Genomic DNA, 22,660 nt, shown 5'->3' on the forward strand with positions numbered 1-22,660 from the left:
GTGGCACGGGGCACGACATCATGATTGCTGCAATTGCCACGCTGCTCGTCTGCCAGCTGCTCGGCGAGTGCCTCCGCCTGCTGACGGGGATGCCCCTGCCCGGTGCCGTCACCGGCATGTTCCTGCTTTTCGCATGGATGTTGATCCGCCCGGTCGAGCGCCCGACGCTCGAGCGCGTGTCCGCCTGGCTCACAGCGCATCTGTCGATCATGTTCGTTCCCGCGGCCGTCGGCATCATGCAGGAAGGCCCCGTGCTCGCGCGACAAGGTGTCGCGATCGTGGTCGCAACCGTTGTCTCGACACTGCTTACGATCGCGGTCACTGCGATCGTGTTTCAAGCAGCGCTCAACAGGCGCGTTGCCGCCGACCCGCAATCGGAGGAACCCCGGCCGTGAATCAGGGCTGGACCGCACTCGCCCAGTCGCAACTGCTGTGGCTTACCGTCACGCTCGTAGCGTTCGAGGGCGCTGACCGCATTTCAAAGCGCAGCGGGCGCCATCCCTTGTGCCACCCCGTCTTCCTGTGCACGCCCGTGCTGATCGCGATCCTGGTCGCGAGCGGAACCCCCTATCCGCGATACGCCGAAGCGACCTGGATCCTGGGCTTCCTGCTGGGGCCGGCCACGGTCGGCCTCGCCGTTCCGCTATGGCGCAACCGCGCAGTCGTCCGGCGCACGGCCGGACCGCTGCTCCTCGCGCTCACCGCGGGGTCGATCACCGCGATTGTCAGCGCCGTCGGAATCGTCTGGGCATTCGGAGGGACCCGCGCGATCATCGCGTCTGTCGCGCCCCGATCGGTCACGACGCCGGTCGCCATGGCACTGGCCGAACAGATTGGCGGCGTGCCGGCGCTCGCCGCGGTGATCGTGCTGTTGTCCGGCGTGGTCGGCGCCATGGGCGCAACCCCCTTGCTCAATCGGCTCAAGCTTCAGGATCTCAGCGTGCGCGGTTTCGCCGTTGGTGTCGCCGCGCATGGTTTTGGCGCAGCCCGCGCTTTTCAGGTTTCGGAGATCGGCGGCGCGTTCGCAAGCATCGGCATGGCACTCAATGCCGCGATGACCGCGATCCTGTTGACGATCTGGGCGCTGCTCGGCTGAGCCCGCGAGGTCGGGCGGCCGAACACCCGCTGCATCGGTCGAACAGCAAGAGGGTGACGAATCCCGGCGGGAACGCTAAGGGCTCGGCGCATGACCCAAATCACGCCCGAGATCGTCGCCGAGCACGGCCTGAGCCCCGAGGAATATGAGCGCGTGCTCAAGGCAATGGGCCGCGAGCCCAACCTGACCGAGCTCGGCATCTTCTCGGTGATGTGGTCCGAGCATTGCAGCTACAAGTCCAGCCGCATCCACCTGAAGAAGCTGCCCACCACCGGCCCCCAGGTCATCTGCGGCCCGGGCGAGAATGCCGGCGTCGTCGATATCGGCGACGGCCAGGCGGCGATCTTCAAGATGGAGAGCCACAACCACCCGTCGTACATCGAGCCCTATCAGGGTGCGGCGACCGGCGTGGGCGGCATCCTGCGCGACGTGTTCACCATGGGCGCGCGGCCGATCGCGAACATGAACGCGCTGCGCTTCGGCCGGCCCGATCATCCCAAGATGAAGCACCTGATCGCCGGCGTCGTCCATGGCATCGGCGGCTATGGCAATTGCGTCGGCGTGCCGACCGTGGGCGGCGAGGTGAACTTCCACCCCGCCTATGACGGCAACATCCTGGTCAACGCGATGACCGTCGGCATCGCCGATACCGACAAGATCTTCTATTCGGCGGCTTCGGGCGTCGGCAATCCGATCGTCTATGTCGGCTCGAAGACCGGCCGCGACGGCATCCACGGCGCGACGATGGCGAGCGCGGACTTCGGCGAGGATTCGGAAGAGAAGCGCCCCACCGTCCAGGTCGGCGATCCGTTCACCGAAAAGCTGCTGATCGAGGCGTGTCTCGAACTCATGGCCTCGGACGCAATCGTCGCGATCCAGGACATGGGCGCCGCCGGCCTCACCTCCTCCAGCGTCGAGATGGCGTCCAAGGGCGGCGTCGGCATCGAGCTCATCATGGACGACGTGCCCCAGCGCGAAACCGGCATGACGCCGTACGAGATGATGCTCTCCGAAAGCCAGGAGCGCATGCTGATGGTGCTCAAGCCGGGCCGCGAAGCCTTTGCCGAGGCGATCTTCCGCAAGTGGGAGCTCGATTTCGCCGTCATCGGCCATGTCACCGACACCGGCCGCATGGTGTTGAAGTGGAAGGGCGATGTGGTGTGCGACATCCCGCTCGCCCCGCTCGCCGACGAGGCACCGCTCTACGACCGCCCGCACGTTCCCACGCCCAAGCAGCCCGAGCTGCAGAACGTGCCGGAATGCACCGATCCCGCCGCCGACCTGCTCAAGCTGATGGGTTCGCCGGACATCGCCAGCCGCCGCTGGATCTGGGAGCAGTATGACCACATGGTCGGCGGCGACACCGTGCAGCGCCCGGGCGGCGACGCCGCTGTCGTCCGCGTCCACGGCACCGACAAGGGCCTGGCGATCACCACCGACTGCACCCCGCGCTATTGCTTCGCCGACCCGGTCGAGGGCGGCAAGCAGGCGATTGCGGAAGCGTGGCGCAACCTCTCGGCGGTGGGTGCCACCCCGCTGGCGGTGACCAACTGCCTCAACTTCGCCAACCCGCAGCGCCCCGAGATCATGGGCCAGATCGTCGGCTGCCTCGAAGGCATGAGCGACGCCTGCCGCGCGCTCGACTTCCCGATCGTCTCGGGCAATGTCAGCCTCTACAACGAGAGCAAGGCGACCGGCGGCGGCTCGGCGATCCTGCCGACCCCGGCGATCGGCGCGATCGGCCTGCTCAAGGACTGGACGCGCAACTGCACGATCGGCTTCAAAGGAACCGGTGACACCGTGATCGCAGTCGGCGAGCGCGGCGGCGATCTCGGCCAGTCGATCTGGTTGCGCGAGATCCATGGTCGCGAGGAAGGTGCCCCCCCGCCGGTCGATCTTGCTGCAGAACGGCGCACGGGCGATTTCATTCGCGAGCAGATCAGCACCGGTGCGATTACCGCCTGCCACGATGTTTCCGACGGCGGGATGGCAGTCGCGCTGGCCGAAATGGCGCTCGCGTCGAACATTGGCGTCCTGGTCAACGAACCTCAGCCTTTCGGTATCGCGGGCTCGCTGTTCGGCGAAGACCAGGGCCTGTATGTCGTCACCGTCTGCGACTCCTGCCTGGCCGATTTCATGGCGGCCGCGCACAAGGCGAACGTTCCTGCCGATCCGATCGGCCGGACGATCAAGGACCGGATCATCTTCGAACTCGACGAAGGCGACTGGACCGTGACGATCGACGCGCTCCGCGAGGCGCATGAAGGTTTCTTCCCCAAGCTGATGGGAAGCGAAGTCGCCGCCTGACACGGCGTCCGAACGGCAGCGTCCATACGCAACCTGACGGGTTCCCCCGAGCCGTGCCATGCGTTTATCCTGGCACGGCATCGGAGGGACTTGGCATGATGACGGACGCGGTGACCAAACTTGCCGAGCAGATCGGCCTCAAGCCGGGCATGCGTTGTTGGTTCCACAACATGCCCGAGGCGCTGCGCGCTGCGATCGCGCCGGACGCGGTTGCGGTCGAGGAGCAGCCGACGGCATCCGACGGGATGCAATGCGCGCACCTCTATGTCACGACGCGCGAGCGGCTTGAGCGGGAACTGCGTGCGCTGAGCCCGTTGATGGCGACGAAAGGGTTCATCTGGATCGCCTGGCCGGCATCGGGCGGCGAGGCAACGGACCTCGATGATGCCGCGGTTCGTGCGGTGGCCGCAGCGCACGGGTTGGCGGCCTGTTCGCATTATTCGGTCGATAACCGCTGGGTGGCGCTCAAGTTGGCGAGAAGTCCGCAGGGCTGAAGCCCCCGGGGTTTCTCGTACTTGGCATGCGAGCGTTGTCTTGCGAGCATGCAAGGCTACGGGTGGCGCGGCCCTCCCGGGGGAACCGACTTGCATGACCAGTTCTGCGGCGCTGCCATGGCGCCCCTACCCTGCCTTGAGTGACGCCGAACGGATCGATCGTGCCGCGGGCTTCAGCGATCGGATGGCGACGCGGCGCAGTTGCCGGTCGTACAGCGAACGACCGATTCCCCGCGAAGTCATCGAAGCGGCGCTGAAGGCCGCGACCAGCGCGCCGAGCGGCGCCAACCGCCAGCCCTGGCATTTCTGCGCAATCGAATCGGCCGAAGCCAAGGCGGCAATCCGCGTCGCCATGGAGGAAGAGGATCGCCGCTTCTATGGCGGTGGCGGCGATGCGCGCTGGCTCGACGCGATCCGCCCGCTCGGGACCGGGCCGGACAAGGCGTATCTGGAAGACGCGGCGTGGCTGATCGCGGTGTTCGGGGTGAAGCGCGGGGGGATGCGCGCCCAGGACGTGATGCATAACCAATATGTCGTCGAAGGTGTTGGAATCGCTTGCGGTCTCTTGCTGGCGACACTGCACGAAGCCGGCGTTGCGACGCTGGTGCACACCCCGGGACCGGCTCAGTTCCTGAACCATATCTGTCGTCGGCCTGCCAGCGAGCGTCCGATCATGCTCATTGTGGCCGGACATCCTGCCGATGATGCGACGATTCCTGCCGATTCACTGATCAAAAAGGCGGTTGAGCAAAGCATGAGCTGGCTATAGCCCTAGGCGATGGCCTCAGACGCGCCTGTGCCGCGCCGATCCATCGCCGAGGACGAGACCGACAGCGCCCGGGCCGACCATGACCGGGTGCCGATCGGCGGCCGAATCACCGCGATCGACGCGATCCGGGGCGTCGCGCTGCTCGGCATCCTGCTCCTCAACATCATCGGCTTTGCGCTGCCCGACGCCGCCTATCTGAACCCGCGGGCCTATGGCGGCTGGCACGGCGCCGACTTGGCGACCTATCTGGTCAATTTCGTCTTCTTCGACGGCAAGATGCGGGGGCTGTTCTCGTTCCTGTTCGGCGCGTCGACGCTGCTGGTCATCGAACGGTCGATTGCGGCAGGACGCGACCCGGCGGCGGTGCACTTCGCCCGGATGGGATGGCTGCTCGTCTTCGGGGTCGCGCATCTGTGGCTGATCTGGCGCGGCGACATCCTGACCCATTATGCGCTGGTGGGCATGATCGCCTTTGCCGCGCGCAAGCTCAACGTCGCGCGACTGGTCGTTTTCGGCGGCCTGCTCGTGCTGTTCCAGGCGATGATCGAAACGCCGCTGCCGATAGCGATCGGCATCCGGCAACAAGCGATCGCCAGCGCCGCGACGCCCGCCGAGGCATCGGCGCACCGCCGCGCGCTGGCAGCGCTCAGCGAGGGGCTCGCGGTTCCCGCCCCCGGACAACTCGCGCGCGAAATCGCGCTGCATCGCGGCCCCTACCTGCCCATCCTGAAACAGCGTTTCGCCGAGGAACGGATGAATCCGGTGATCGGACTGGTCTTCATGGGGGCGGAAACGCTCGCCTATATGCTGTTCGGCATGGCAGCGTTGCGCAGCGGGATGCTTAGCGGCGGCTGGAGTGCGGCCCGCTACCGCCGATGGCTGACGGTCAGTTGGGGGATCGGCCTGCCCGTCTTCGTTGTGATCGCCGCCATCCAGGTGCGAAGCGGGTTCGACCTGTTCGTGCTCGCGCTGACGATGCCGATCACGGTACTCGCACGTCCCCCGATGATCGTCGGATGGATTTGCCTGCTCTCGCTCATCCTTGCGGGCGAGAGCCGATGGCGCACGCGACTGGTCGCCGTCGGCCGCATGGCCTTCACCAACTATCTGATGACCAGCCTGATCTGCACGACGATCTTCTACGGCTATGGCCTTGGCTGGTACGCCAGTCTGTCGCGCTGGCAGCTTTACCCGATCGTCGTGGCAGTCTGGGCAGCGATCCTGCTCTGGTCGCCCTTCTGGCTGGCGCGATTCCGATTTGGTCCGTTCGAATGGCTGTGGCGGAGCCTGGCGCGCGGCAAGGTCCAGCCGATTCGCGGCGGCGTGCGCAATAATTGAGAGTGCGTCGCAATAGGGTTGCGAATCGCTCGCAACTTCGCTACCTCGCAATCCACGAAGAGCGCGAGGGTGCGATGGTCGTCTGTGTGTGCAATGCGATTCGCGAAGGTGAGGTGCGCAACGTCGCGCGCGGGGGTGCCCGCACGGCGGGACAGGCCTATCGCGCGCTGGGATGCCGCACCAAATGCGGGCAGTGCATCCCCTATGCCCGCGAGATCATTCGCGAGGAAAGCGCCGCGGCCTGACGCCGGCGCCCTGCCGCTCCGGCCATTTGCCCCATTGCACACGCCCTCCGAGCGGGTAAGGCTGCACCCCAAAAGCAGGAGTGTGCAGCGATGAAGGGTGATGCGAAGGTCCTCGAATATCTCAACGAGGCGCTCAAGAACGAGCTGACCGCGATCAACCAATATTGGCTGCATTACCGGATGCTCGACAACTGGGGCGTCAAGCGCCTCGCCGAGCTGGAACGCCACGAGTCGATCGACGAGATGAAGCACGCCGACAAGCTGGCGGAGCGCATCCTGTTCCTTGAAGGGCTTCCCAATTTCCAGATGCTCGGCCGGCTGCGGATCGGCGAGACGGTCGAGGAAATCCTGCGCGCCGATCTGGCGCTGGAAGTCGATGCGATCGCGATGCTGCGCGACGCCATCCAGCATTGCGAGACCGTCCGCGATTATGTCAGCCGCGAACTGTTCGTCGACATCCTCGAGAGCGAGGAAGAGCATGTCGACACGCTGGAGCGCCAGTTCGACATGATCGCCCGCATGGGAATCGAAAACTACATCCAGCTCAACAGTAAGCCCGAGTCGAGCGACTGATCGTCGCCGGCGGCGCTGCTTCGCGCCGCGGAGGGTTACGCCACCGGCCGTCGGCCAAAGCCGCCGGCCGGACGCCGGGCGACGATCGGATTGGCCTCGCGCTCGAGCATCGCGAGCGTCGAGTCGAACATCGGCCGCAGACTGACGACCTGTTCGATCAGTTCGTCGGGGCCGTCGTGGCGTTCGACACAATCGCGCGCGACGAGTTCGATCGTCTCGGCAAGGTCGGCGAGCGGGTCGGCGCCGAACTGGCGGGCTTCACCCTTGAGCGTGTGCGCGGGGAGGACGAGCGCCGCAGCGTCCTGCGCGCGCATCGCCGCTTCGATCTGCGAGACCGACTTGATGCCGTCCTCGCGGAAATAGCCCAGAATCCGCGCGAAACCGGCGCCGAGTTCTGCCCGCGCCCGCGCAAAGACATGCCAGTCGACCAACGGATTTTCGGCATTCATCGACATCATCGCGCGTCCCCACATCCCCCTTTGTCAAGCCGGCGCGGATGTTCCGCCGCCGAGGCACGGAACATCGTTGAGCCTGCTCCTTAGCCGCGGGACGGTAAACAGCCCGTTGATAGGAAACTGGAAAACAACAGGAAATCAGGAGCGGTTGCGATCCCGATCGAAGGGATTGGCCGGCGCACGCAAGGTGAGCCGCACGGGAACCGCGCCGAAATCGAACTCGCGCCGCAGCCCGTTGATCAGATAGCGCTGATAGCTGGTCGGCAGCAGGTCGACGCGCGTGCCGAACAGCACGAAGCTGGGCGGCCGCGTCTTGTTCTGCGTGACATAGCGCGGCTTGATGCGCTTACCGCCCGGCGCGGGCGGCGGGTTCGCGTCGATCGCGCGTTCGAACCAGCGATTGAGCTGGCCGGTCGACACGCGCCGCGACCAGGCCTCGCGCGTTTCGAACGCGACCTTGAGCAGCGTATCGATCCCCTTACCCGTCGCCGCGGAAACGGTGAGCAGCGGCACGCCCTTCACCTGCGCCAGCCCCTCGTCGAGCGCACCCTTGACGCCGTTGAACAGCCGCGACGCATCCTCGGCCACGTCCCATTTGTTGAGCGCGATAATGAGCGCGCGCCCTTCCTGAAGCACGCGATCGGCAATCTTGAGATCCTGCGCCTCGAGGCCCTTGGTCGCATCGAGCAGCAGCACCACCACCTCGGCGAAATCGACGGCGCGCAACGCGTCGGCGACCGAGAGCTTTTCGAGCTTGTCCTGCACACGGGCCCGCTTGCGCATCCCGGCCGTGTCGATCAGGCGCACCGCCCGCCCCTCCCACGACCAATCGATCGCAATCGAGTCGCGGGTGATTCCGGCCTCCGGCCCGGTAATCAGCCGGTCTTCGCCGAGCATCCGGTTGATGAGCGTCGACTTGCCCGCGTTGGGACGGCCGACGATCGCGAGCTTGAGCGGCGCGTCGGGGCTGTCGGGATCCTCATCCTCGACCGCATCATCCTCGCGCTCGATATAGGGGCGCAGCGCACCGAACAGATCGGCAATGCCTTCGCCATGCTCGGCCGAAAGCTGGACCGGATCGCCGAAGCCGAGCGCCATCGCCTCGATCACGCCCGTTTCCCCCGCGCGCCCTTCGGCCTTGTTCGCGGCGAGCACCACGGGCGTGTCGCTGCTGCGCAGCCAACGCGCAATCTCTTCGTCGAGCGGAGTCACGCCGGCGCGTGCGTCGACGAGGAACAGCGCCACATCGGCGTCGTTGACCGCCGCCTGCGTCTGCGCGCGCATCCGACCGGGCAGGCTCTGCGGATCCTCATCCTCGAACCCCGCCGTGTCGATCACGCGGAAATCGGTGCCGAGCAGCGTGGCATCGCCTTCGCGGCGGTCGCGCGTGACGCCGGGCTGGTCGTCGACCAGCGCCAGTTTCTTGCCCACGAGCCGGTTGAACAGAGTCGATTTGCCGACATTGGGGCGCCCGATGATGGCGACGATGGGAAGAGGCATGGGTAACTTCTAATCTGCTTGGCGCACGATTCAAAATCGCCCGCGCGGAAACGGCAACGGCCGGGGCACCCGGGCCCCGGCCGCAGCGGATGATGCCCCGACGGGCCGGTCAGCGATAGGCGCTGAGCCGGCCGCTTTCATCGAGGACGAACAGCATGTTGTTGGCGACGACCGGCTGCAGCGTCACCGGTTCCTTGCCCTCGATCACCGACTGGACGCTGCCGTCGGTGGGCGACGCGAAGGCGATCTCGCCGAGCGAATTGACCAGCACCAGCCGGCCGCCGGCGAGGACCGGGCCGACCCAGCTCACCGGATCCTTCTGCTTCTTTTCCTTCCGGAACTTCTTGAGCTGCGAGATCCAGCGAATCTTGCCGCTGCCGCGTGCGAGGCAGAGCAGCCGCGCGTCGTCGGTGACGACGAAAATCCACTCGCCCGCGACCCAGGGAGTCGAGATGCCGGCGATCGTCTGTTCCCACAGCGGATTGCCGCTCGCGAGATCCATGGCGACCATGCGGCCGCCCTGGCCGATCGCATAGACCCGCCCCTGGTCGATCACCGGATCGGCGTCGATATCGGCCAGCGACGACACCGAAGTCGACATCGAGGTGCGCGACAGCACCACGTCCCAGAGCGAACGGCCGTTTTCGTAGCGATAGGCGTTGAGCTCACCCGACGAGAAACCGGCGATCACGGTGCCCTGTGCCGAAGCCGGCGCCGCGACGCCGAACACGCCCTGCGATTCGAGGCTGGCCGAAATGGTCCATGTGACCTCGCCCGTTTCCTGCGACATCGCATAGAGCTGGTTGTCCTGCGTCACGACATAGGCGTTGCCGTTGGCGAGCGAGGGCGCACCGCGCAGCGGGCCGGCGGGCCGCTTGCGCCACAGTTCCTTGCCATCGGCGGCGCTGAACGAGACCACATCGCCCAGCCCGTTCGTCGCGAACACGCGTTCGCCGTCGACGCTCACGCCGCCGCCGAAGCGGGCGCTGCGATTGCCCTCGTCCTTCGCCGCGGTCTCTGCCGTCCAGATCGTCGCACCGGTCTGCGCCGACAGCGCATGGACGGTGCCGTTGGTGTCGATGACGAACAGGCGGTCGCCGGCGACGACGGGGGACGCCGCCAGCCGTTCGCGCTTCGAGGTGCGGGCGACCTGCTTTTCCCACAGCCGGTGCGGCGCCGCGCCGAGGGCCAGATGGCCCATCGACTTGGACGCATTGCCGCCGGGCTGTGCCCAGGCGTCGTTGGCCACCGCTTCCGGCAGCAGCACCTCGACCCCGGCCAGCGCCTTGTCCGCCGCGACATCCTGTTCGGTCACGAGGATGGGCACGCGCTCGCCAAGCACCGGCGTCTTCTTGCCGCTGCCCTTGATGGCGCCGCAGCCGCCGACCATCGCGAGCGCCGCAAGCGCTGCGGCGACCCTCACCTTGCTGTTCATTGCGCCTTGGATTCCTTCGACTGATCGATTGCGTCGACGCCGAGCGAGCCGGCAAGTTCGCGCGCCCGGGCGCGGATCGACTGGGGCACTTCCTCGCCCGCCTGGGCGAGCTGGGCATAACGGCGGCCGGCCTCGGCGCGGTTGCCGGTCTTGAGATAGGCCGCGGCGACCATCTCGCCCGCGGTGCCGAGCCAAGGCGAATTGGGATTGGCGAGATCCTTCAGCCGGTCGATCACCGTCTGCGGCGGCAGCGCGTCGAATTCGGCGGCGGTCTGACGGATCAGCGCCAGGTCACGATAGGGCTGGGGATAGGCGCTGTTGTTCGCAACTTCGGCGAACTTGGTGATCGCCGCCTTGGTGTCGCGACGGCCGAGCAGCTCGTTACCCTCCGCGATCCGCGCCATCGCCGAATAGCCGTCGGTCTTCTGTGCGGCGAGCTTGCCGAAGCCCGCCAGCCCCTGTGCGGGCTGACCGCGATCGAAGCTCTGCAGCGCCGTGTCATAGTCGATGCCGCGACGACCGGCGGCTTCCTGTGCCTGATGCTGGTAATAGAGGAAGCCCGCAAGCGCCGCGAGGAGCACGACGACTGCGCCGACGATCCAGCGGCCATAGCGCTGAACCAGCCGCGCGGCCTGGTCGCGACGATATTCCTCGTCCACCTCGCGCAGAAACGCTTCGTCTGACATGCCGGAGGGGGGAAGCGCCAAGTTCTAACTCCATCGGGTTTTCGCGGCAGATACCGGGCCGCGCGGGCGCGGACCTTAGCCGCGCCGACGATCAAGGGGAAGCTATTGGCTGCGCGATCAGTCGCGCGGACGATAGACCTGTTCTGAACCGGGAAACTGCCTTGTCCGGACCTCGCCGGCATAGGTTTCAACCGCGGCGGAAATGCGGCCGGCGAGATCGTCATACTTCTTCACGAACCGCGCGGTCCGTTCGAACATCCCGAGCATGTCGTCGATGACGAGCACCTGGCCGTCGCAGCGCGCCGACGCGCCGATACCGATCACCGGCACCCCGACCGCATCGGTGATCGCGTCGGCGAGCGATTCGACCACGCCCTCCACGACGATCGCGAACGCGCCCGCATCGGCGACGGCGCGGGCGTCGTCGAGGATCTTGGCATGTTCGGCGTTGCTGCGCCCGCGCGCGCCATAACCGCCGAGCGCGTTCACCGCCTGCGGCGTCAGCCCGACATGCCCCATCACCGGGATGCCGCGTTCGGAGAGGAAGGTGACGACCGGCGCCATCGCCGCACCGCCTTCAAGCTTCACCGCGGCCGCGCCGGTTTCGGCAAGGAGGCGCGCCGCCGATTCGAAAGCCTTTTGCGGGCTCGCCTCATAGCTGCCGAAGGGCATGTCGATGACGACCGCGGCGTGGTGGCTGCCGCGGACGACCGCCGCGCCGTGCGCGATCATCAGGTCGAGCGTGACCGGGAGCGTCGAGGGCAAGCCGTAGACCACCTGCGCCAGACTGTCGCCGACGAGCAGCATGTCGCAATGCGGATCGAGCAGCTGTGCCATCCGCGTGGTGTAGGCGGTGAGCATCACCAGCGGCTCGCCGCCCTTGCGCGCGCGGATCGCGGGCACCGTCAGCCGCTTCATCGGCTGCGGCGTCGGGGTGGCGCGGCTCGTCGCCGTATCAAGCATATAGGTGGACATGACCCCTCTCCTAGCCGCGCCGGCGGTCGTGCGCCAGCATGTGTGCGCACGCCCCTTTCAGAGCAGGGCGGCGGCGAAGCGTTCGGGCACGAAACCGACGAGCAGCCCGCCGGGATACTCGACCACCGGCCGTTTGATCATCGACGGCTGGGCGACCATCAGCGCGATCGCCCGATCGGCATCGAGCCCCTGCCGATCGGCCTCGGGCAGCTTGCGGAAGGTGGTGCCGGCGCGGTTGAGCAGCACCTCCCACCCGACCATCTGCGCCCAGCGGGTCAGCCGCGCGGCGTCGATCCCGGCGCGCTTGTAGTCGTGAAAGGCATAGGGGACGTGATTGGCGTCGAGCCACGCCCGCGCCTTCTTCATCGTGTCGCAATTGGGGATGCCGTAGAGCGTGACGGTCAACCTCGTTCCTCCCTGGTTTCGAGTGCGGCGGTACCGAGGAAGCGGCCGAGCGTCACCACCGGCTGTTGCTCGAGCCCCAGCGCCGCATAGAAGCCGAGCGCGGCCTGGTTGTCGGCACGGACCATGAGCTGGAGCTTGGGGCAATCCCGGGCCGACAGCCAGTTTTCCGCCGCCGCCATCAGCGCCCGGCCCAGCCCGGCGCGGCGATGCCCCGGGTCGACCGCAAGATAATAGATCCAGCCGCGGTGCCCGTCATAGCCGGTCATCGCGCTGCCGATAATCGCGCCGCCGGTGCCGCGGGCCACCAGCACGCACGAGGCAGCGCCGGCCAGCGCCCGGGCGAAATCGGCATGGGGGTCGTTCCACGGGCGGGTGAGCGCACAGGCCTCCCACAACGCGACGACCGCGGGTGCGTCGGCCATGGTGGCGGGTTCGATCAGCGTCATCGCATCGCCTCCCTTCGCCCTGTTACCCGGCCCGTCCGCGGCGCCGGGCAGCGACCCCCCCCCCCCGGATCCACCCAGCGGCGGCTTGCGCCGCCGGGCAACGAAGCCGACACCGCGCCCAGCGCGGCGTCGAGTCTTCGTTACTCCCACTCGATCGTGCCGGGGGGCTTGCTCGTATAGTCATAGACCACGCGGTTGACGCCGCGGACCTCGTTGACGATGCGCGTCGCGACGCGGGCGAGGAAGTCGCCGGGGAAGTGGAACACCGCCGCGGTCATGCCGTCGGTCGAGGTCACTGCCCGCAGCGCCAGCACGCTGTCATAGGTGCGGCCGTCGCCCATCACGCCGACGGTGCGCACCGGCAGCAGCACGGCGAAGGCCTGCCAGATCGCGTCATAGAGGCCCGCATTGCGGATTTCCTCGAGATAGATCGCGTCGGCCTTGCGGAGAATGTCGCAGCGTTCCTTGGTCACTTCGCCCGGGATGCGGATGGCGAGACCCGGTCCGGGGAACGGATGGCGGCCGACGAACGCCTCGGGCAGCCCCAGTTCGCGGCCGAGTGCGCGGACCTCGTCCTTGAACAGCTCGCGCAGCGGCTCGACGAGCTTCATGTTCATCCGCTCGGGCAGGCCGCCGACATTGTGGTGGCTCTTGATCGTCACCGAGGGGCCGCCGGTGAAGCTGACGCTTTCGATCACGTCGGGATAGAGCGTGCCCTGCGCCAGGAAATCGGCGCCGCCGATCTTCTTCGCCTCTTCCTCGAACACGTCGATGAAGGTCTTGCCGATGAACTTGCGCTTCGCCTCCGGATCGGTGACGCCGGCGAGCCCGTCGAGGAACAGCTTTTCGGCGTTCACATGGACGAGCGGGATATTGTAGTGGCCGCGGAACAGGCTGACGACCTGGTCGGCCTCGCCCGAACGCATCAGCCCATGGTCGACGAACACGCAGGTGAGCTGGTCGCCGATCGCCTCGTGGATCAGCACCGCCGCCACCGCCGAGTCGACGCCGCCCGACAGCCCGCAGATCACCCGGCCCGACCCGACCTGGGCGCGGATCTCGTCGATCTTGGTCTGACGGAACTCGGCCATCGTCCAGTCGCCCGACAGGCCGCAGACATGGCGGACGAAATTGGCGAGCAGCCGCGCGCCGTCGGGCGTGTGGACGACCTCCGGATGGAACTGCATCGCATAATAGCGGCGCTCGTCATTGGCGATCACGGCGAAGGGCGCGCCGGGGCTGGCCGCGACCGCGCGGAAGCCCGGCGCCAGCGCCGTCACCTTGTCGCCATGGCTCATCCACACCTGATGGCTCTCGCCCGGGTTCCAGAGCCCGTCGAACAGCTCGCAGCGATCGGCGATCTCGATGAAGGCGCGACCGAATTCACCCGAGTCGCCGCGCAGCACCTCGCCGCCGAGCTGCTGCATCATCGTCTGCTGGCCATAGCAGATGCCGAGCACCGGCACCCCGCTGTCGAAGATCGCCTGCGGCACGCGCGGGCTGCCCTCGTCGAGCACCGAGGCAGGCGAGCCGGAGAGGATCACGCCCTTGGGGCTCATCCGGGCGAAGGCCTCGGCCGCCGTGGTGAAGGGCGCGATTTCGGAATAGACCCCCGCCTCGCGGACACGGCGCGCGATCAGCTGGGTCACCTGGCTGCCGAAATCGACGATCAGGATGGAGTCGGTGTGCTGGAGCGTCATGGCCGGCGAATAGGGAGCGCAGGCGACGCTGTCAAAGGGGCGACGAAGCCGAAACGGTCGCGCCCGCACCACCCCGGTCCGGCGGCCCCCGCCCGCCCCGGCCCCCGCGCCGGCGAAGCCCGGTAAAGTGAAGGGAGGTGCGCCAAATCATTTCACTTTGCCCCCGCCTGCACCGCCCGCACCGCCCGGTCGAGGCGCAAGGTGCGCAACGCTGCGCCGCCGACTTCCCCCGGCCGCGCCCCGAACCAAGCAAGCGAAATCCTATTTTGCAAGCACCCCGAGCAAGCACCCCGGGGCGGCCGCCCAGACCGTCACACAAGCGACGCAGAAACATAACAGAAACGTCTCGCCACCCCGCTACCCGCATCCCCGCTTCGCAACTGCAACATGCACATAATCGAAGAGGGGACTATCATGACGGTTCGCAATCGCCTGCGCCTGACGCTGACCACCACCGCGGGACTCGCCGCGCTGATCGCGGGTGCCCCCGCGCAGGCGCAGTCGGCCGATGACCGCGCCGATGCCGACGTCACGACCGACGCGGCGAAGACCGGCGGCGACATCGTCGTCACCGCCAAGACCACGCGATCGGCGACCGCGATCGCCCAGACCGAAATCCAGAAGATCCTGCCCGGCGTCTCGCCGCTGAAGGCGATCCAGACGCTGCCCGGCGTGCTGTACATCACCGCTGATCCGTGGGGGAACAACGAGCAGAACGCGCAGATCTTCATCCACGGCTTCAATTTCCAGCAGCTCGGCTACACGATGGACGGCGTGCCGCTGGGCGACCAGAATTACGGCAACTATAACGGCCTGTCGCCGCAGCGCGCGGTGATTTCGGAGAATGTCGGCCGCGTCGTCGTGACGACCGGCGCAGGCGACCTTGCCACCGCGTCGACGAGCAACCTGGGCGGCACGATCGAGACCTTCTCGGCCGACCCCGCCGCCGAGCGCGGCGTTCTGGTCAACCACACGTTCGGTTCCTATGGCACCGCGCGCAGCTATGTCCGGCTCGACAGCGGCAATTTCGGCGGCAGCAACGCGGGCTATCTGGCGGTCGCCCGCCAGCGCGCGCGCGCCTGGGACTTCAACGGCATCCAGGGCGGCTGGCAGGCCAATGCCAAGTTCGTCCATGACGACAAGGTCGGCAAGCTGACGCTGTTCTTCGACTATTCGGACAAGACCGAGCCGAACGAGGACGCGACCGTCTTCCGCATCCCCGCGACCAACGCGGTGCAGGCATATACGCCGTACACCAAGCCCTTCTTCTACGACGATCTGGCGGGCATGCGCGGCTATATGGACGCCTATGGCAACACGCCCGCGAGCGTCGGCAGCAATTACCGCAACTATTATTCGGATGCACAGCGCACCGACTATCTGGGCTATGCCCGTTACGACGCGCATCTGGGCGACGGCATCGAATGGTCGAACACCGCCTATCTGCACCATAATGACGGCGTCGGCGTCGTCGCGGGGCCGCTGGGCCAGTCGATCACGGTCGTCCAGGCCTATCTGGACCCCAATTATGCGACCAACTGCAAGTTCGGCAGCAACAGCAACGGCGCGTTCGCGGGAAGCTGCACCGCCAACACGCCCGCCCAGGCGCAGGCGCTGGGCGCGGCGCTCGTCGCGGCGACCGGCGGATCGGGGCTGCTGACGCGCACCACCGAATATCGCATCGACCGGCGCGGCATCATCTCGAACCTGTCGGTCGAGCTGGGCAACCATGCGATCGAGCTGGGCGGATGGTACGAATATAACAGCGCGACCCAGTGGCGCCGCTGGTACGGTTTCGACATCAAGAACCCCGACGCCAGCTCGCCCTATATCCGCCCGCAGAACCCGCTGTTCACCCAGTATCAGGGCGAGGCGCGGGTGAAGACGCTGCAGCTTCACATCCAGGACCGGTGGAAGCCGATGGCCGGCCTGACGATCGAGGCCGGTTTCAAGACGAGCGCGCAATGGGCGAACGCCTATTATGTCGTCCAGCCCAAGCCGGGTTCGCTGTCGGGCCTGACCGGCAACCTGCCGAGCGGGCGGATCAACACCGAACGCTGGTTCCTGCCCGCGATCGGCGCGACCTATCAGCTCACCGACGGCGAGCAGGTCTATGTCAACGCGCAGAAGAACCTGCACCAGTTCATGGCCTATACCGCGGGCGGGCTGTCGCCCTGGTTCACCGGCAGCCAGGCGGCGTTCGACGCCTTTGCCAAGCAGGGCAAGCCCGAGACGAGCTGGACCTATGAGGCGGGCCTGCGGTCGCGGCGCTCGCTGGGCGGCGGCATCGGGCTGGAAGCGCAGGTCAACTATTACCATGTCGTGTTCAGCGACCGGCTGCTGGGCGTGCCGAGCAACCCCGGCGGCATCGCGGGCGGCAGCATCGCCGGCGGCACGACGATCCTGACCAATGTCGGATCGGTCCACACCGACGGCGTCGACGCGGCGTTCACGCTGCGCTTCGGCCGCGCCTTCTCGCTGTACAACGCCACGTCGTACAACAGCTCGACCTATCAGAGCGACTATAGCTCGACCGCGAGCGGGATCGGTGCGGCGACGGGAAGCTGCATCGGCGGGCTGACCGTCCAGTCGGGCGTGGTGCCGACGTGCGGCAAGCAGGTGCCGGGTTCGCCCAAATGGATGAACAAGACGGTCGCATCGCTTTCGGTCGGGCCGTTCGAGGCGCAACTGACCGGCGACTTCGTCGGCAAGCGCTTTGCCACCTATGTCAACGACACCAGCGTCGGGTCGTATTTCCTGACCTCGGCCCGGATCGCGGCGAAGCTGCCGTCGAACCTGGTGCCGCTGCGCAAGGCCGAGATCAGCCTGAACGTCACCAATCTGGGCGACATTTCGGGCTGGTCCACGGTGTCGGTGGGATCGGCGACCAACAGCTATTCGGCCTATCCGATCGCGCCGCGCCAGTGGTTCCTGACCTTCTCGGCCGGGTTCTGATCCGCGGCGGGCAAACTGCCGCGGCCGGTGCGGGGGCATGTGGTCCCCGCACCGGCCCGGCGGTGCCGCCCCGGCGGGCGGCCGAAGCGGGGGTGCCCCCGCCCCGGGTTATTCCTTGACCTTGAGACCGGTCCACTTGGCCGCGAAGGCCCAGAGGTCCGAGGTTTCCTCGATGATCTTGTCGGTCGGCTTGCCGGCGCCGTGGCCCGCCCGCGTCTCGATGCGGATGAGGTGCGGGCGCGGGCCGATATCGGCGGCCTGAAGCGCCGCGGTGTATTTGAAGCTGTGCCCCGGCACGACGCGGTCGTCGGTATCGGCGGTCGTCACCAGGATCGCCGGATAGGTCCGCCCGCCCTTGATGTTGTGATAGGGCGAATAGGCGTAGAGCCGCTTGAAATCGGCCTCCTTCGACGGATAGCCGTAATCGTCGACCCAGTAGCGGCCCGCCGTGAAGCGGTCGAAGCGGGTCATGTCCATCACGCCGACCGCCGGGAGCGCCGCGGCGAACAGGTCGGGCCGCTGGTTGACGACCGCCCCCATCAGCAGGCCGCCGTTCGACCCGCCCTGGATCGCGAGCTGATCCTTGCCGGTGATCCCCTGGGCGATCAGATATTCGCCCGCGGCGATGAAGTCGTCGAACACGTTCTGCTTGTTGGCGAGGCGGCCGCCGTCGTGCCACGCCTTGCCATATTCGCCGCCGCCGCGAATGTTGGCGAGGACGAACACGCCGCCCTGTTCGAGCCAGGCGAGCCGCGCCGCCGAGAAGCTGGGACCATAGGCGATGTTGAACCCGCCATAGCCCCAGAGCAGCGTCGGCGCGGGGCCGGTGGTGGTCGCCTTGCGCACGACGAACATCGGCACGCGGGTGCCGTCCTTCGACGCGTAGAAGCGCTGTTCGACCTTGTAGTCGGCGGGGTTGAACAGCAGCTTGGGCTGCGCCCAGGGCGTCATCTTGCCGGTGGCGACATCGTAGCGATAGATCGCGGCCGGCGTGTTGAAGCTGGTGAACGAGACGAACGCCTCGGGATCGTCCTGCGACGCGCCCGAAAAGCCCGCCGACCCGATTCCGGGCAGCGGCACGACGCCGTCGGGGCGCCCGTCGAGCGTGAAGCGGCGCAGTTCGGTGCGGGCGTCGACCAGATAGGAGGCGATCAGCCGCCCGCCGACGATCCCCGCGCCCTGAAGCGTCGCCTTGTCCTGCGCGACCAGCTCGACCGGCTGGGGCTGCGGCTGGGCGACGTCCATCGTCACGATGCGTTCGCGCGGCGCGTCCTTGTTGGTCGTCCAGTAAAAGCGCGTGCCGACATTGCCGACGAAGTTCCAGCTGTTGTCGAGCCCGGCGACGAGCGTGCGCGGCGTGCGGCGCGGATCGGTGAGGTCGATCAGCGTGATCTGGTAGCGATCGTCGGTGCCCTCGCTGGTGGTGATGACGAGCCAGCGGCCGTCCTCGGTCACATGGCCGTAATGGCTCCAGCGCGGATGATCGGGCGTCGCATAGACGAGCGTGTCGGCGCTTTCGGGGGTGCCGAGCTTGTGGAAATAGATGCGGTGGTTCTCGTTGAGCGCCTGGAAGCGCGCATCGGCGGGCGGATCGGGATAGCGCGCGTAGAAGAAGCCGCTGCCGTCCTTTGCCCAGCTCGCGCTGAGCGCGAACTTCATGCCGTGGACGCTGTCGCCGGTGTCCTTGCCGGTCGCGACGTCGAGCACGCGCGCGGTGCGCCAGTCGGTGCCGCCGTCCTGGATCGCATAGAGGATGAAGCGGCCGTCCTCGGACGGCGACCATTCGGAGAGCGCGGTCGCGCCGTCCTTCGACCAGCCATTGGGGTCGATGAGCACGCGACCCTCGCCGTCGAGGCGATCGCGGACATAGAGCACCGACTGGTTCTGCAGCCCGCTGTTGCGCATGTAGAAATAGCGGCCGCCCTTCTTCACCGGCGGGCTGAAGCGTTCATAGTCGAAGAGCTGCTTGATCCGCGTGCGGAACGCCTCGCGCCCCGGCAGCGTCGCGAGATAGGCGTTGGTGACGCGGTTCTGGGCGGCGACCCAGTCGGCGACCTCCTTGTCGTTGCGCACGTCGTTTTCGAGCCAGCGATAGGGATCGGCCACGGCGATGCCGAAATGATCCTCCACCAGATCCTGGCGGCGCGTCGGGGGATAGGCGATCGGTGCGGTCATCATCGTCCCTGCGGGGTTTGCGGATGGTGGCGTGCCCTGCGCGGCGGCAGGACCGGCGAGCGACAGGCTGAGCAACAGGAGCATCGGGCGCATGGCGGAGCAACTCCAAGGCTGGGGAGGAAACCACCGGGCCGGAGAACCCGACCCGAAAAGGCGTCATGCCGGTGTCATACACCAGCGATTCAGCTAGTAAAGCGCAACAGGAACAACCGGTTTTTGAGGGCGCAGGCCGCCGCCGCGACGGCGCGGACCGCCCGGACGAGGGAGCAGGTCGAATGAAGAAGACGATTCTGGTGCTGGCCGCGCTGGCGGCGCTGCCCGCCTTTGCCGCCCCGGCAGCGGCGCAGACGCGCGACGAGCAGGCGCGCTGGGACGCGGCGCAGCGGCGGTTCGACGCCGAGACGCGGCTCTATCAGCGCGAGCGGAGCCTGTATTTCGCGGCGCAGGACCGCGACCGCCGCGAGGCCTATCGCCGCGCGCCGGTGGACGATTCGCGGTTCCGCACCGACTATGACGCGGCGCGCGACTATCGCGACGACCCGCGTTACGGCGAGCGCGTGCTGGGCAGCGACGACCAGGTCTATCGCGGCTCGGACGGGCGCTATTACTGCAAGCGCAGCGACGGGACGACCGGGCTGATCATCGGCGGCGCCGCGGGCGGCGTGCTGGGCAACGTGATCGACGGCGGCCGCCAGCGGACCGCGGGGACGCTGATCGGTGGTGCGCTGGGCGCGCTGCTCGGCCGGCAGATCGAGAAGCAGAACAGCGAGCTGCGCTGCCGCTGATCCCCCTTTCCGGCCCCGGCGGCACCCCCGCCGGGCCGGAGCGGGCAAAAGAAAAGGCCGCGATCCCCAGGGGACCGCGGCCTTTCGCTTATCCGTCCGGAAACGCGCCGATCAGGCGGCGTCTTCCAGATCCTCGTCGGTGAGGACCGGGCCCGAATCCTGGCCCTTGGCGGTCACGTCACGGTCGACGAATTCGATGATCGCCATCGGCGAGGCGTCCGACTTGCGGATGCCGGCCTTGATGATGCGGGTGTAGCCGCCGTTGCGGGTCGCATAACGCTCCGCCAGCACGTCGAACAGCTTGGTGAGCTGCGCGTCGTCGAGGAGACGGGCATGCGCCAGACGGCGGTTCGAAAGGCCGCCCTTCTTGGCGAGCGTCACCAGCTTTTCGACGTACGGACGCAGTTCCTTCGCCTTGGCGACGGTGGTGGTGATCTGCTCGTGCTTGATCAGCGCGGCCGCCATGTTGCGGAACAGGGCGATACGATGGGCCGAGGTGCGCTGAAGCTTACGACCGCCATAACGATGACGCATGTGACTTTCCTTCCGTTCGTCAGGGGGCCGTTTGACGGAACCCCAAGCCAGGCGGTGCGAAAACGGGCCACCGCCCAAAACCCGAAGTTCAGGAAGTTTAGGCTCTAAACTTCCCGAATTGGCCGCCGCGGCAAAGCCGCGTCGTCGGTCGGGGCCCTTGGCCCCGCCGGCCGGGCCTCGCGATCAGCCCGGGAGTAGCGACGCTACTCCCGGACGCGAGGCTCAGCCCATGATTTCCTGTTCGAGCTTCTTGGCCATTTCCTCGATGTTCTCGGGCGGCCAGCCCGGGATTTCCATGCCCAGGCGCAGGCCCATGCTGGAGAGGACTTCCTTGATCTCGTTGAGCGACTTGCGGCCGAAGTTCGGCGTGCGCAGCATCTCGGCCTCGGTCTTCTGGACCAGATCGCCGATATAGATGATGTTGTCGTTCTTGAGGCAGTTGGCCGAGCGGACCGACAGTTCGAGTTCGTCGACCTTCTTGAGCAGATAGCGGTTGATCTGGGCGGCGTCGCCCGATCCCGCATCCGCCGCGCCCGGCGCCGCCGCCGCGCCCGCAGGCGCCGCACGGGTGAGCGCGCTGTCGTCGAAATGGACGAACAGGGCGAGCTGGTCCTGAAGGATGCGCGCGGCATAGGCGAGCGCGTCTTCCGGCGCCACCGTGCCGTCGGTCTCGATCGTCAGCGTGAGCTTGTCGTAGTCGAGTTCCTGGCCGACGCGGGTGTTTTCGACCTTGTACGACACCTGGCGAACCGGGCTGAACAGCGCATCGACCGGGATGAGGCCGATCGGCGCGTCGGCCGGGCGGTTCGACGTGGCCGGGACGTAACCCTTGCCGGTGTCCGCGGTCAGCTCCATGTTGAGCGTCGCGCCGTCGTCGAGATGGCAGATGATGAGATCGGGGTTCATCACCTCGATGTCACCCGAAACCGCGATGTCGCCCGCCTTGACGGCGGTCGGGCCGGTCGCGGAGAGCTGGAGGCGCTTCGGCCCCTCGCCCTGCATCTTCAGCGCGATCTGCTTCACGTTGAGGACGATGTCGGTCACGTCCTCACGAACGCCGGTGAGCGACGAGAATTCGTGGAGCACGTTCTCGATCTTGATCGAGGTCACCGCGGCGCCCTGGAGCGACGAGAGCAGCACGCGACGAAGCGCGTTGCCAAGCGTCAGACCGAAGCCACGCTCCAGCGGCTCCGCAACGAAGGTCGACTTGCGCTTGGGATCGCCGCCGGGCTTCTTCTCGAGGCCGTTGGGCTTCTTGAGTTCCTGCCAGTTCTTAGCGTTGACAGACACGGGCTTCCCCTGAGTTGGGCAGGACGGGGACTATCCTGCCAGAATTAGCAGACCCGGCCGGGCGCCGCTGCAGCGACGTCCCGACCGGGGCAGAAGGTACGATCAGACGCGACGACGCTTCGAGGGGCGCACGCCGTTGTGCGGGATCGGCGTCACGTCGCGGATCGAGGTGATCTGGAAGCCGACCGCCTGCAGCGCGCGAAGCGCCGACTCGCGGCCCGAACCCGGACCCTTGACCTCGACCTCAAGCGTGCGGACGCCGTGCTCGGCGGCCTTGCGGCCCGCGTCCTCGGCGGCGACCTGCGCCGCATACGGGGTCGACTTGCGCGAGCCCTTGAAGCCCATCATGCCGGCCGACGACCAGGAGATCGCGTTGCCCTGGGCATCGGTGATGGTGATCATGGTGTTGTTGAAGCTGGCGTTCACATGCGCGACGCCTGCGGTGATGTTCTTGCGTTCGCGCCGGCGGAGGCGCTGCGGTTCACGTGCCATCGTTT

22 protein-coding genes are annotated in these 22,660 nt (G+C 67.2%); 10 read left to right on the plus strand and 12 right to left on the minus strand.

What is annotated here, in order from left to right:
• The first annotated feature begins 20 nt into the window (after positions 1 to 20).
• From ACT3CF_RS13370 to bfr, 8 genes are all read left to right on the plus strand, one after another.
• On the plus strand, positions 21 to 395 hold the full coding sequence (locus ACT3CF_RS13370; protein WP_478423546.1) for a CidA/LrgA family protein: 375 nt from the start codon (positions 21 to 23) through the stop codon (positions 393 to 395).
• Positions 392 to 1,096 carry an LrgB family protein gene (locus tag ACT3CF_RS13375; protein ID WP_478423548.1) on the plus strand — a complete coding sequence of 235 codons (705 nt, stop codon included), beginning with the start codon at positions 392 to 394 and terminating at the stop codon, positions 1,094 to 1,096. Before ACT3CF_RS13370 ends, ACT3CF_RS13375 begins: the two co-directional genes overlap by 4 nt.
• A 90-nt stretch (positions 1,097 to 1,186) precedes the next feature.
• Positions 1,187 to 3,403, plus strand: coding sequence for a phosphoribosylformylglycinamidine synthase subunit PurL (gene purL, locus ACT3CF_RS13380; protein WP_478423549.1), 2,217 nt, complete (start codon positions 1,187 to 1,189; stop codon positions 3,401 to 3,403).
• Positions 3,404 to 3,498: 95 nt separating this feature from the next.
• A complete protein-coding gene (locus tag ACT3CF_RS13385; RefSeq protein ID WP_478423550.1) occupies positions 3,499 to 3,897 on the plus strand; it encodes a hypothetical protein in 399 nt (132 codons plus the stop codon).
• A gap of 184 nt (positions 3,898 to 4,081) precedes the next feature.
• The gene (locus ACT3CF_RS13390) at positions 4,082 to 4,666 is read left to right on the plus strand and encodes a nitroreductase family protein (RefSeq protein ID WP_478423552.1); all 585 of its coding nucleotides are present in this window, start codon (positions 4,082 to 4,084) and stop codon (positions 4,664 to 4,666) included.
• A 27-nt stretch (positions 4,667 to 4,693) separates the two neighbouring features.
• Positions 4,694 to 6,004, plus strand: a complete 1,311-nt coding sequence (locus ACT3CF_RS13395) for a DUF418 domain-containing protein (RefSeq protein ID WP_478423554.1) — start codon at positions 4,694 to 4,696, stop codon at positions 6,002 to 6,004.
• Positions 6,005 to 6,078: 74 nt separating this feature from the next.
• Complete coding sequence (locus tag ACT3CF_RS13400) at positions 6,079 to 6,249, plus strand: (2Fe-2S)-binding protein (RefSeq protein ID WP_478423555.1); 171 nt, start codon at positions 6,079 to 6,081, stop codon at positions 6,247 to 6,249.
• Positions 6,250 to 6,339: 90 nt separating this feature from the next.
• Complete coding sequence (gene bfr, locus ACT3CF_RS13405; protein WP_478423556.1) at positions 6,340 to 6,822, plus strand: bacterioferritin; 483 nt, start codon at positions 6,340 to 6,342, stop codon at positions 6,820 to 6,822.
• A 35-nt stretch (positions 6,823 to 6,857) separates the two neighbouring features.
• Here the strand turns inward: bfr and ACT3CF_RS13410 are convergent, their stop codons facing one another.
• The 8 genes from ACT3CF_RS13410 to guaA all read right to left on the minus strand — a co-directional run bounded on the left by ACT3CF_RS13410 (position 6,858) and on the right by guaA (position 14,424).
• The gene (locus ACT3CF_RS13410) at positions 6,858 to 7,280 is read right to left on the minus strand and encodes an Hpt domain-containing protein (RefSeq protein ID WP_478423558.1); all 423 of its coding nucleotides are present in this window, start codon (positions 7,278 to 7,280) and stop codon (positions 6,858 to 6,860) included.
• A 135-nt stretch (positions 7,281 to 7,415) separates the two neighbouring features.
• The gene (der, locus tag ACT3CF_RS13415; RefSeq protein ID WP_478423560.1) at positions 7,416 to 8,777 is read right to left on the minus strand and encodes a ribosome biogenesis GTPase Der; all 1,362 of its coding nucleotides are present in this window, start codon (positions 8,775 to 8,777) and stop codon (positions 7,416 to 7,418) included.
• Positions 8,778 to 8,886: 109 nt separating this feature from the next.
• A complete protein-coding gene (locus ACT3CF_RS13420) occupies positions 8,887 to 10,212 on the minus strand; it encodes an outer membrane protein assembly factor BamB family protein (RefSeq protein WP_478423562.1) in 1,326 nt (441 codons plus the stop codon).
• Entirely contained in the window at positions 10,209 to 10,919 is a 711-nt protein-coding gene (locus tag ACT3CF_RS13425) for a tetratricopeptide repeat protein (protein WP_478423564.1), read from the minus strand. Before ACT3CF_RS13425 ends, ACT3CF_RS13420 begins: the two co-directional genes overlap by 4 nt.
• A 96-nt stretch (positions 10,920 to 11,015) precedes the next feature.
• On the minus strand, positions 11,016 to 11,873 hold the full coding sequence (gene panB, locus ACT3CF_RS13430) for a 3-methyl-2-oxobutanoate hydroxymethyltransferase (RefSeq protein WP_478423565.1): 858 nt from the start codon (positions 11,871 to 11,873) through the stop codon (positions 11,016 to 11,018).
• Between the two features lie 57 nt (positions 11,874 to 11,930).
• The gene (locus tag ACT3CF_RS13435; RefSeq protein WP_478423567.1) at positions 11,931 to 12,278 is read right to left on the minus strand and encodes an ArsC family reductase; all 348 of its coding nucleotides are present in this window, start codon (positions 12,276 to 12,278) and stop codon (positions 11,931 to 11,933) included.
• On the minus strand, positions 12,275 to 12,724 hold the full coding sequence (locus ACT3CF_RS13440) for a GNAT family acetyltransferase (RefSeq protein WP_478423569.1): 450 nt from the start codon (positions 12,722 to 12,724) through the stop codon (positions 12,275 to 12,277). The genes ACT3CF_RS13435 and ACT3CF_RS13440 overlap by 4 nt, the downstream gene beginning before the upstream one ends.
• 140 nt (positions 12,725 to 12,864) lie before the next feature.
• Positions 12,865 to 14,424, minus strand: a complete 1,560-nt coding sequence (gene guaA, locus ACT3CF_RS13445) for a glutamine-hydrolyzing GMP synthase (protein ID WP_478423571.1) — start codon at positions 14,422 to 14,424, stop codon at positions 12,865 to 12,867.
• Between the two features lie 414 nt (positions 14,425 to 14,838).
• On the opposite strand from guaA, the gene ACT3CF_RS13450 reads away from it, so the two are divergent.
• Positions 14,839 to 17,379 carry a TonB-dependent receptor gene (locus ACT3CF_RS13450; RefSeq protein ID WP_478423573.1) on the plus strand — a complete coding sequence of 847 codons (2,541 nt, stop codon included), beginning with the start codon at positions 14,839 to 14,841 and terminating at the stop codon, positions 17,377 to 17,379.
• Between the two features lie 108 nt (positions 17,380 to 17,487).
• Here the strand turns inward: ACT3CF_RS13450 and ACT3CF_RS13455 are convergent, their stop codons facing one another.
• The gene (locus tag ACT3CF_RS13455; protein WP_478423575.1) at positions 17,488 to 19,647 is read right to left on the minus strand and encodes a prolyl oligopeptidase family serine peptidase; all 2,160 of its coding nucleotides are present in this window, start codon (positions 19,645 to 19,647) and stop codon (positions 17,488 to 17,490) included.
• 182 nt (positions 19,648 to 19,829) lie between these two features.
• On the opposite strand from ACT3CF_RS13455, the gene ACT3CF_RS13460 reads away from it, so the two are divergent.
• On the plus strand, positions 19,830 to 20,339 hold the full coding sequence (locus tag ACT3CF_RS13460) for a glycine zipper 2TM domain-containing protein (RefSeq protein WP_478423577.1): 510 nt from the start codon (positions 19,830 to 19,832) through the stop codon (positions 20,337 to 20,339).
• Between the two features lie 111 nt (positions 20,340 to 20,450).
• On the opposite strand, the gene rplQ is transcribed toward ACT3CF_RS13460, so the two are convergent.
• The 3 genes from rplQ to rpsK form a co-directional block, all read right to left on the minus strand.
• Positions 20,451 to 20,873, minus strand: coding sequence for a 50S ribosomal protein L17 (gene rplQ / locus ACT3CF_RS13465; RefSeq protein WP_478423579.1), 423 nt, complete (start codon positions 20,871 to 20,873; stop codon positions 20,451 to 20,453).
• Positions 20,874 to 21,095: 222 nt separating this feature from the next.
• Positions 21,096 to 22,163 carry a DNA-directed RNA polymerase subunit alpha gene (locus ACT3CF_RS13470; protein WP_478423580.1) on the minus strand — a complete coding sequence of 356 codons (1,068 nt, stop codon included), beginning with the start codon at positions 22,161 to 22,163 and terminating at the stop codon, positions 21,096 to 21,098.
• A gap of 102 nt (positions 22,164 to 22,265) precedes the next feature.
• Positions 22,266 to 22,655: a 30S ribosomal protein S11 gene (gene rpsK, locus ACT3CF_RS13475; RefSeq protein WP_157025218.1), complete on the minus strand. Its 390-nt coding sequence runs from the start codon at positions 22,653 to 22,655 to the stop codon at positions 22,266 to 22,268.
• Positions 22,656 to 22,660: the final 5 nt, after the last annotated feature.

The sequence above is a fragment of the Sphingomonas chlorellae genome (assembly GCF_056485145.1).

Bases quoted from the DNA above. Each gene is read 5' to 3' on its own strand.
- ACT3CF_RS13370 (WP_478423546.1), top strand. From the start codon at position 21: ATGATTGCTGCAATTGCCACGCTGCTCGTCTGCCAGCTGCTCGGCGAG.
- purL (WP_478423549.1), top strand. From the start codon at position 1,187: ATGACCCAAATCACGCCCGAGATCGTCGCCGAGCACGGCCTGAGCCCC.
- ACT3CF_RS13385 (WP_478423550.1), top strand. From the start codon at position 3,499: ATGATGACGGACGCGGTGACCAAACTTGCCGAGCAGATCGGCCTCAAG.
- ACT3CF_RS13390 (WP_478423552.1), top strand. From the start codon at position 4,082: ATGGCGACGCGGCGCAGTTGCCGGTCGTACAGCGAACGACCGATTCCC.
- ACT3CF_RS13400 (WP_478423555.1), top strand. From the start codon at position 6,079: ATGGTCGTCTGTGTGTGCAATGCGATTCGCGAAGGTGAGGTGCGCAAC.
- bfr (WP_478423556.1), top strand. From the start codon at position 6,340: ATGAAGGGTGATGCGAAGGTCCTCGAATATCTCAACGAGGCGCTCAAG.
- ACT3CF_RS13410 (WP_478423558.1), bottom strand. From the start codon at position 7,280: ATGATGTCGATGAATGCCGAAAATCCGTTGGTCGACTGGCATGTCTTT.
- der (WP_478423560.1), bottom strand. From the start codon at position 8,777: ATGCCTCTTCCCATCGTCGCCATCATCGGGCGCCCCAATGTCGGCAAA.
- ACT3CF_RS13420 (WP_478423562.1), bottom strand. From the start codon at position 10,212: ATGAACAGCAAGGTGAGGGTCGCCGCAGCGCTTGCGGCGCTCGCGATG.
- panB (WP_478423565.1), bottom strand. From the start codon at position 11,873: ATGTCCACCTATATGCTTGATACGGCGACGAGCCGCGCCACCCCGACG.
- ACT3CF_RS13440 (WP_478423569.1), bottom strand. From the start codon at position 12,724: ATGACGCTGATCGAACCCGCCACCATGGCCGACGCACCCGCGGTCGTC.
- guaA (WP_478423571.1), bottom strand. From the start codon at position 14,424: ATGACGCTCCAGCACACCGACTCCATCCTGATCGTCGATTTCGGCAGC.
- ACT3CF_RS13450 (WP_478423573.1), top strand. From the start codon at position 14,839: ATGACGGTTCGCAATCGCCTGCGCCTGACGCTGACCACCACCGCGGGA.
- ACT3CF_RS13455 (WP_478423575.1), bottom strand. From the start codon at position 19,647: ATGCGCCCGATGCTCCTGTTGCTCAGCCTGTCGCTCGCCGGTCCTGCC.
- ACT3CF_RS13460 (WP_478423577.1), top strand. From the start codon at position 19,830: ATGAAGAAGACGATTCTGGTGCTGGCCGCGCTGGCGGCGCTGCCCGCC.
- rplQ (WP_478423579.1), bottom strand. From the start codon at position 20,873: ATGCGTCATCGTTATGGCGGTCGTAAGCTTCAGCGCACCTCGGCCCAT.
- rpsK (WP_157025218.1), bottom strand. From the start codon at position 22,655: ATGGCACGTGAACCGCAGCGCCTCCGCCGGCGCGAACGCAAGAACATC.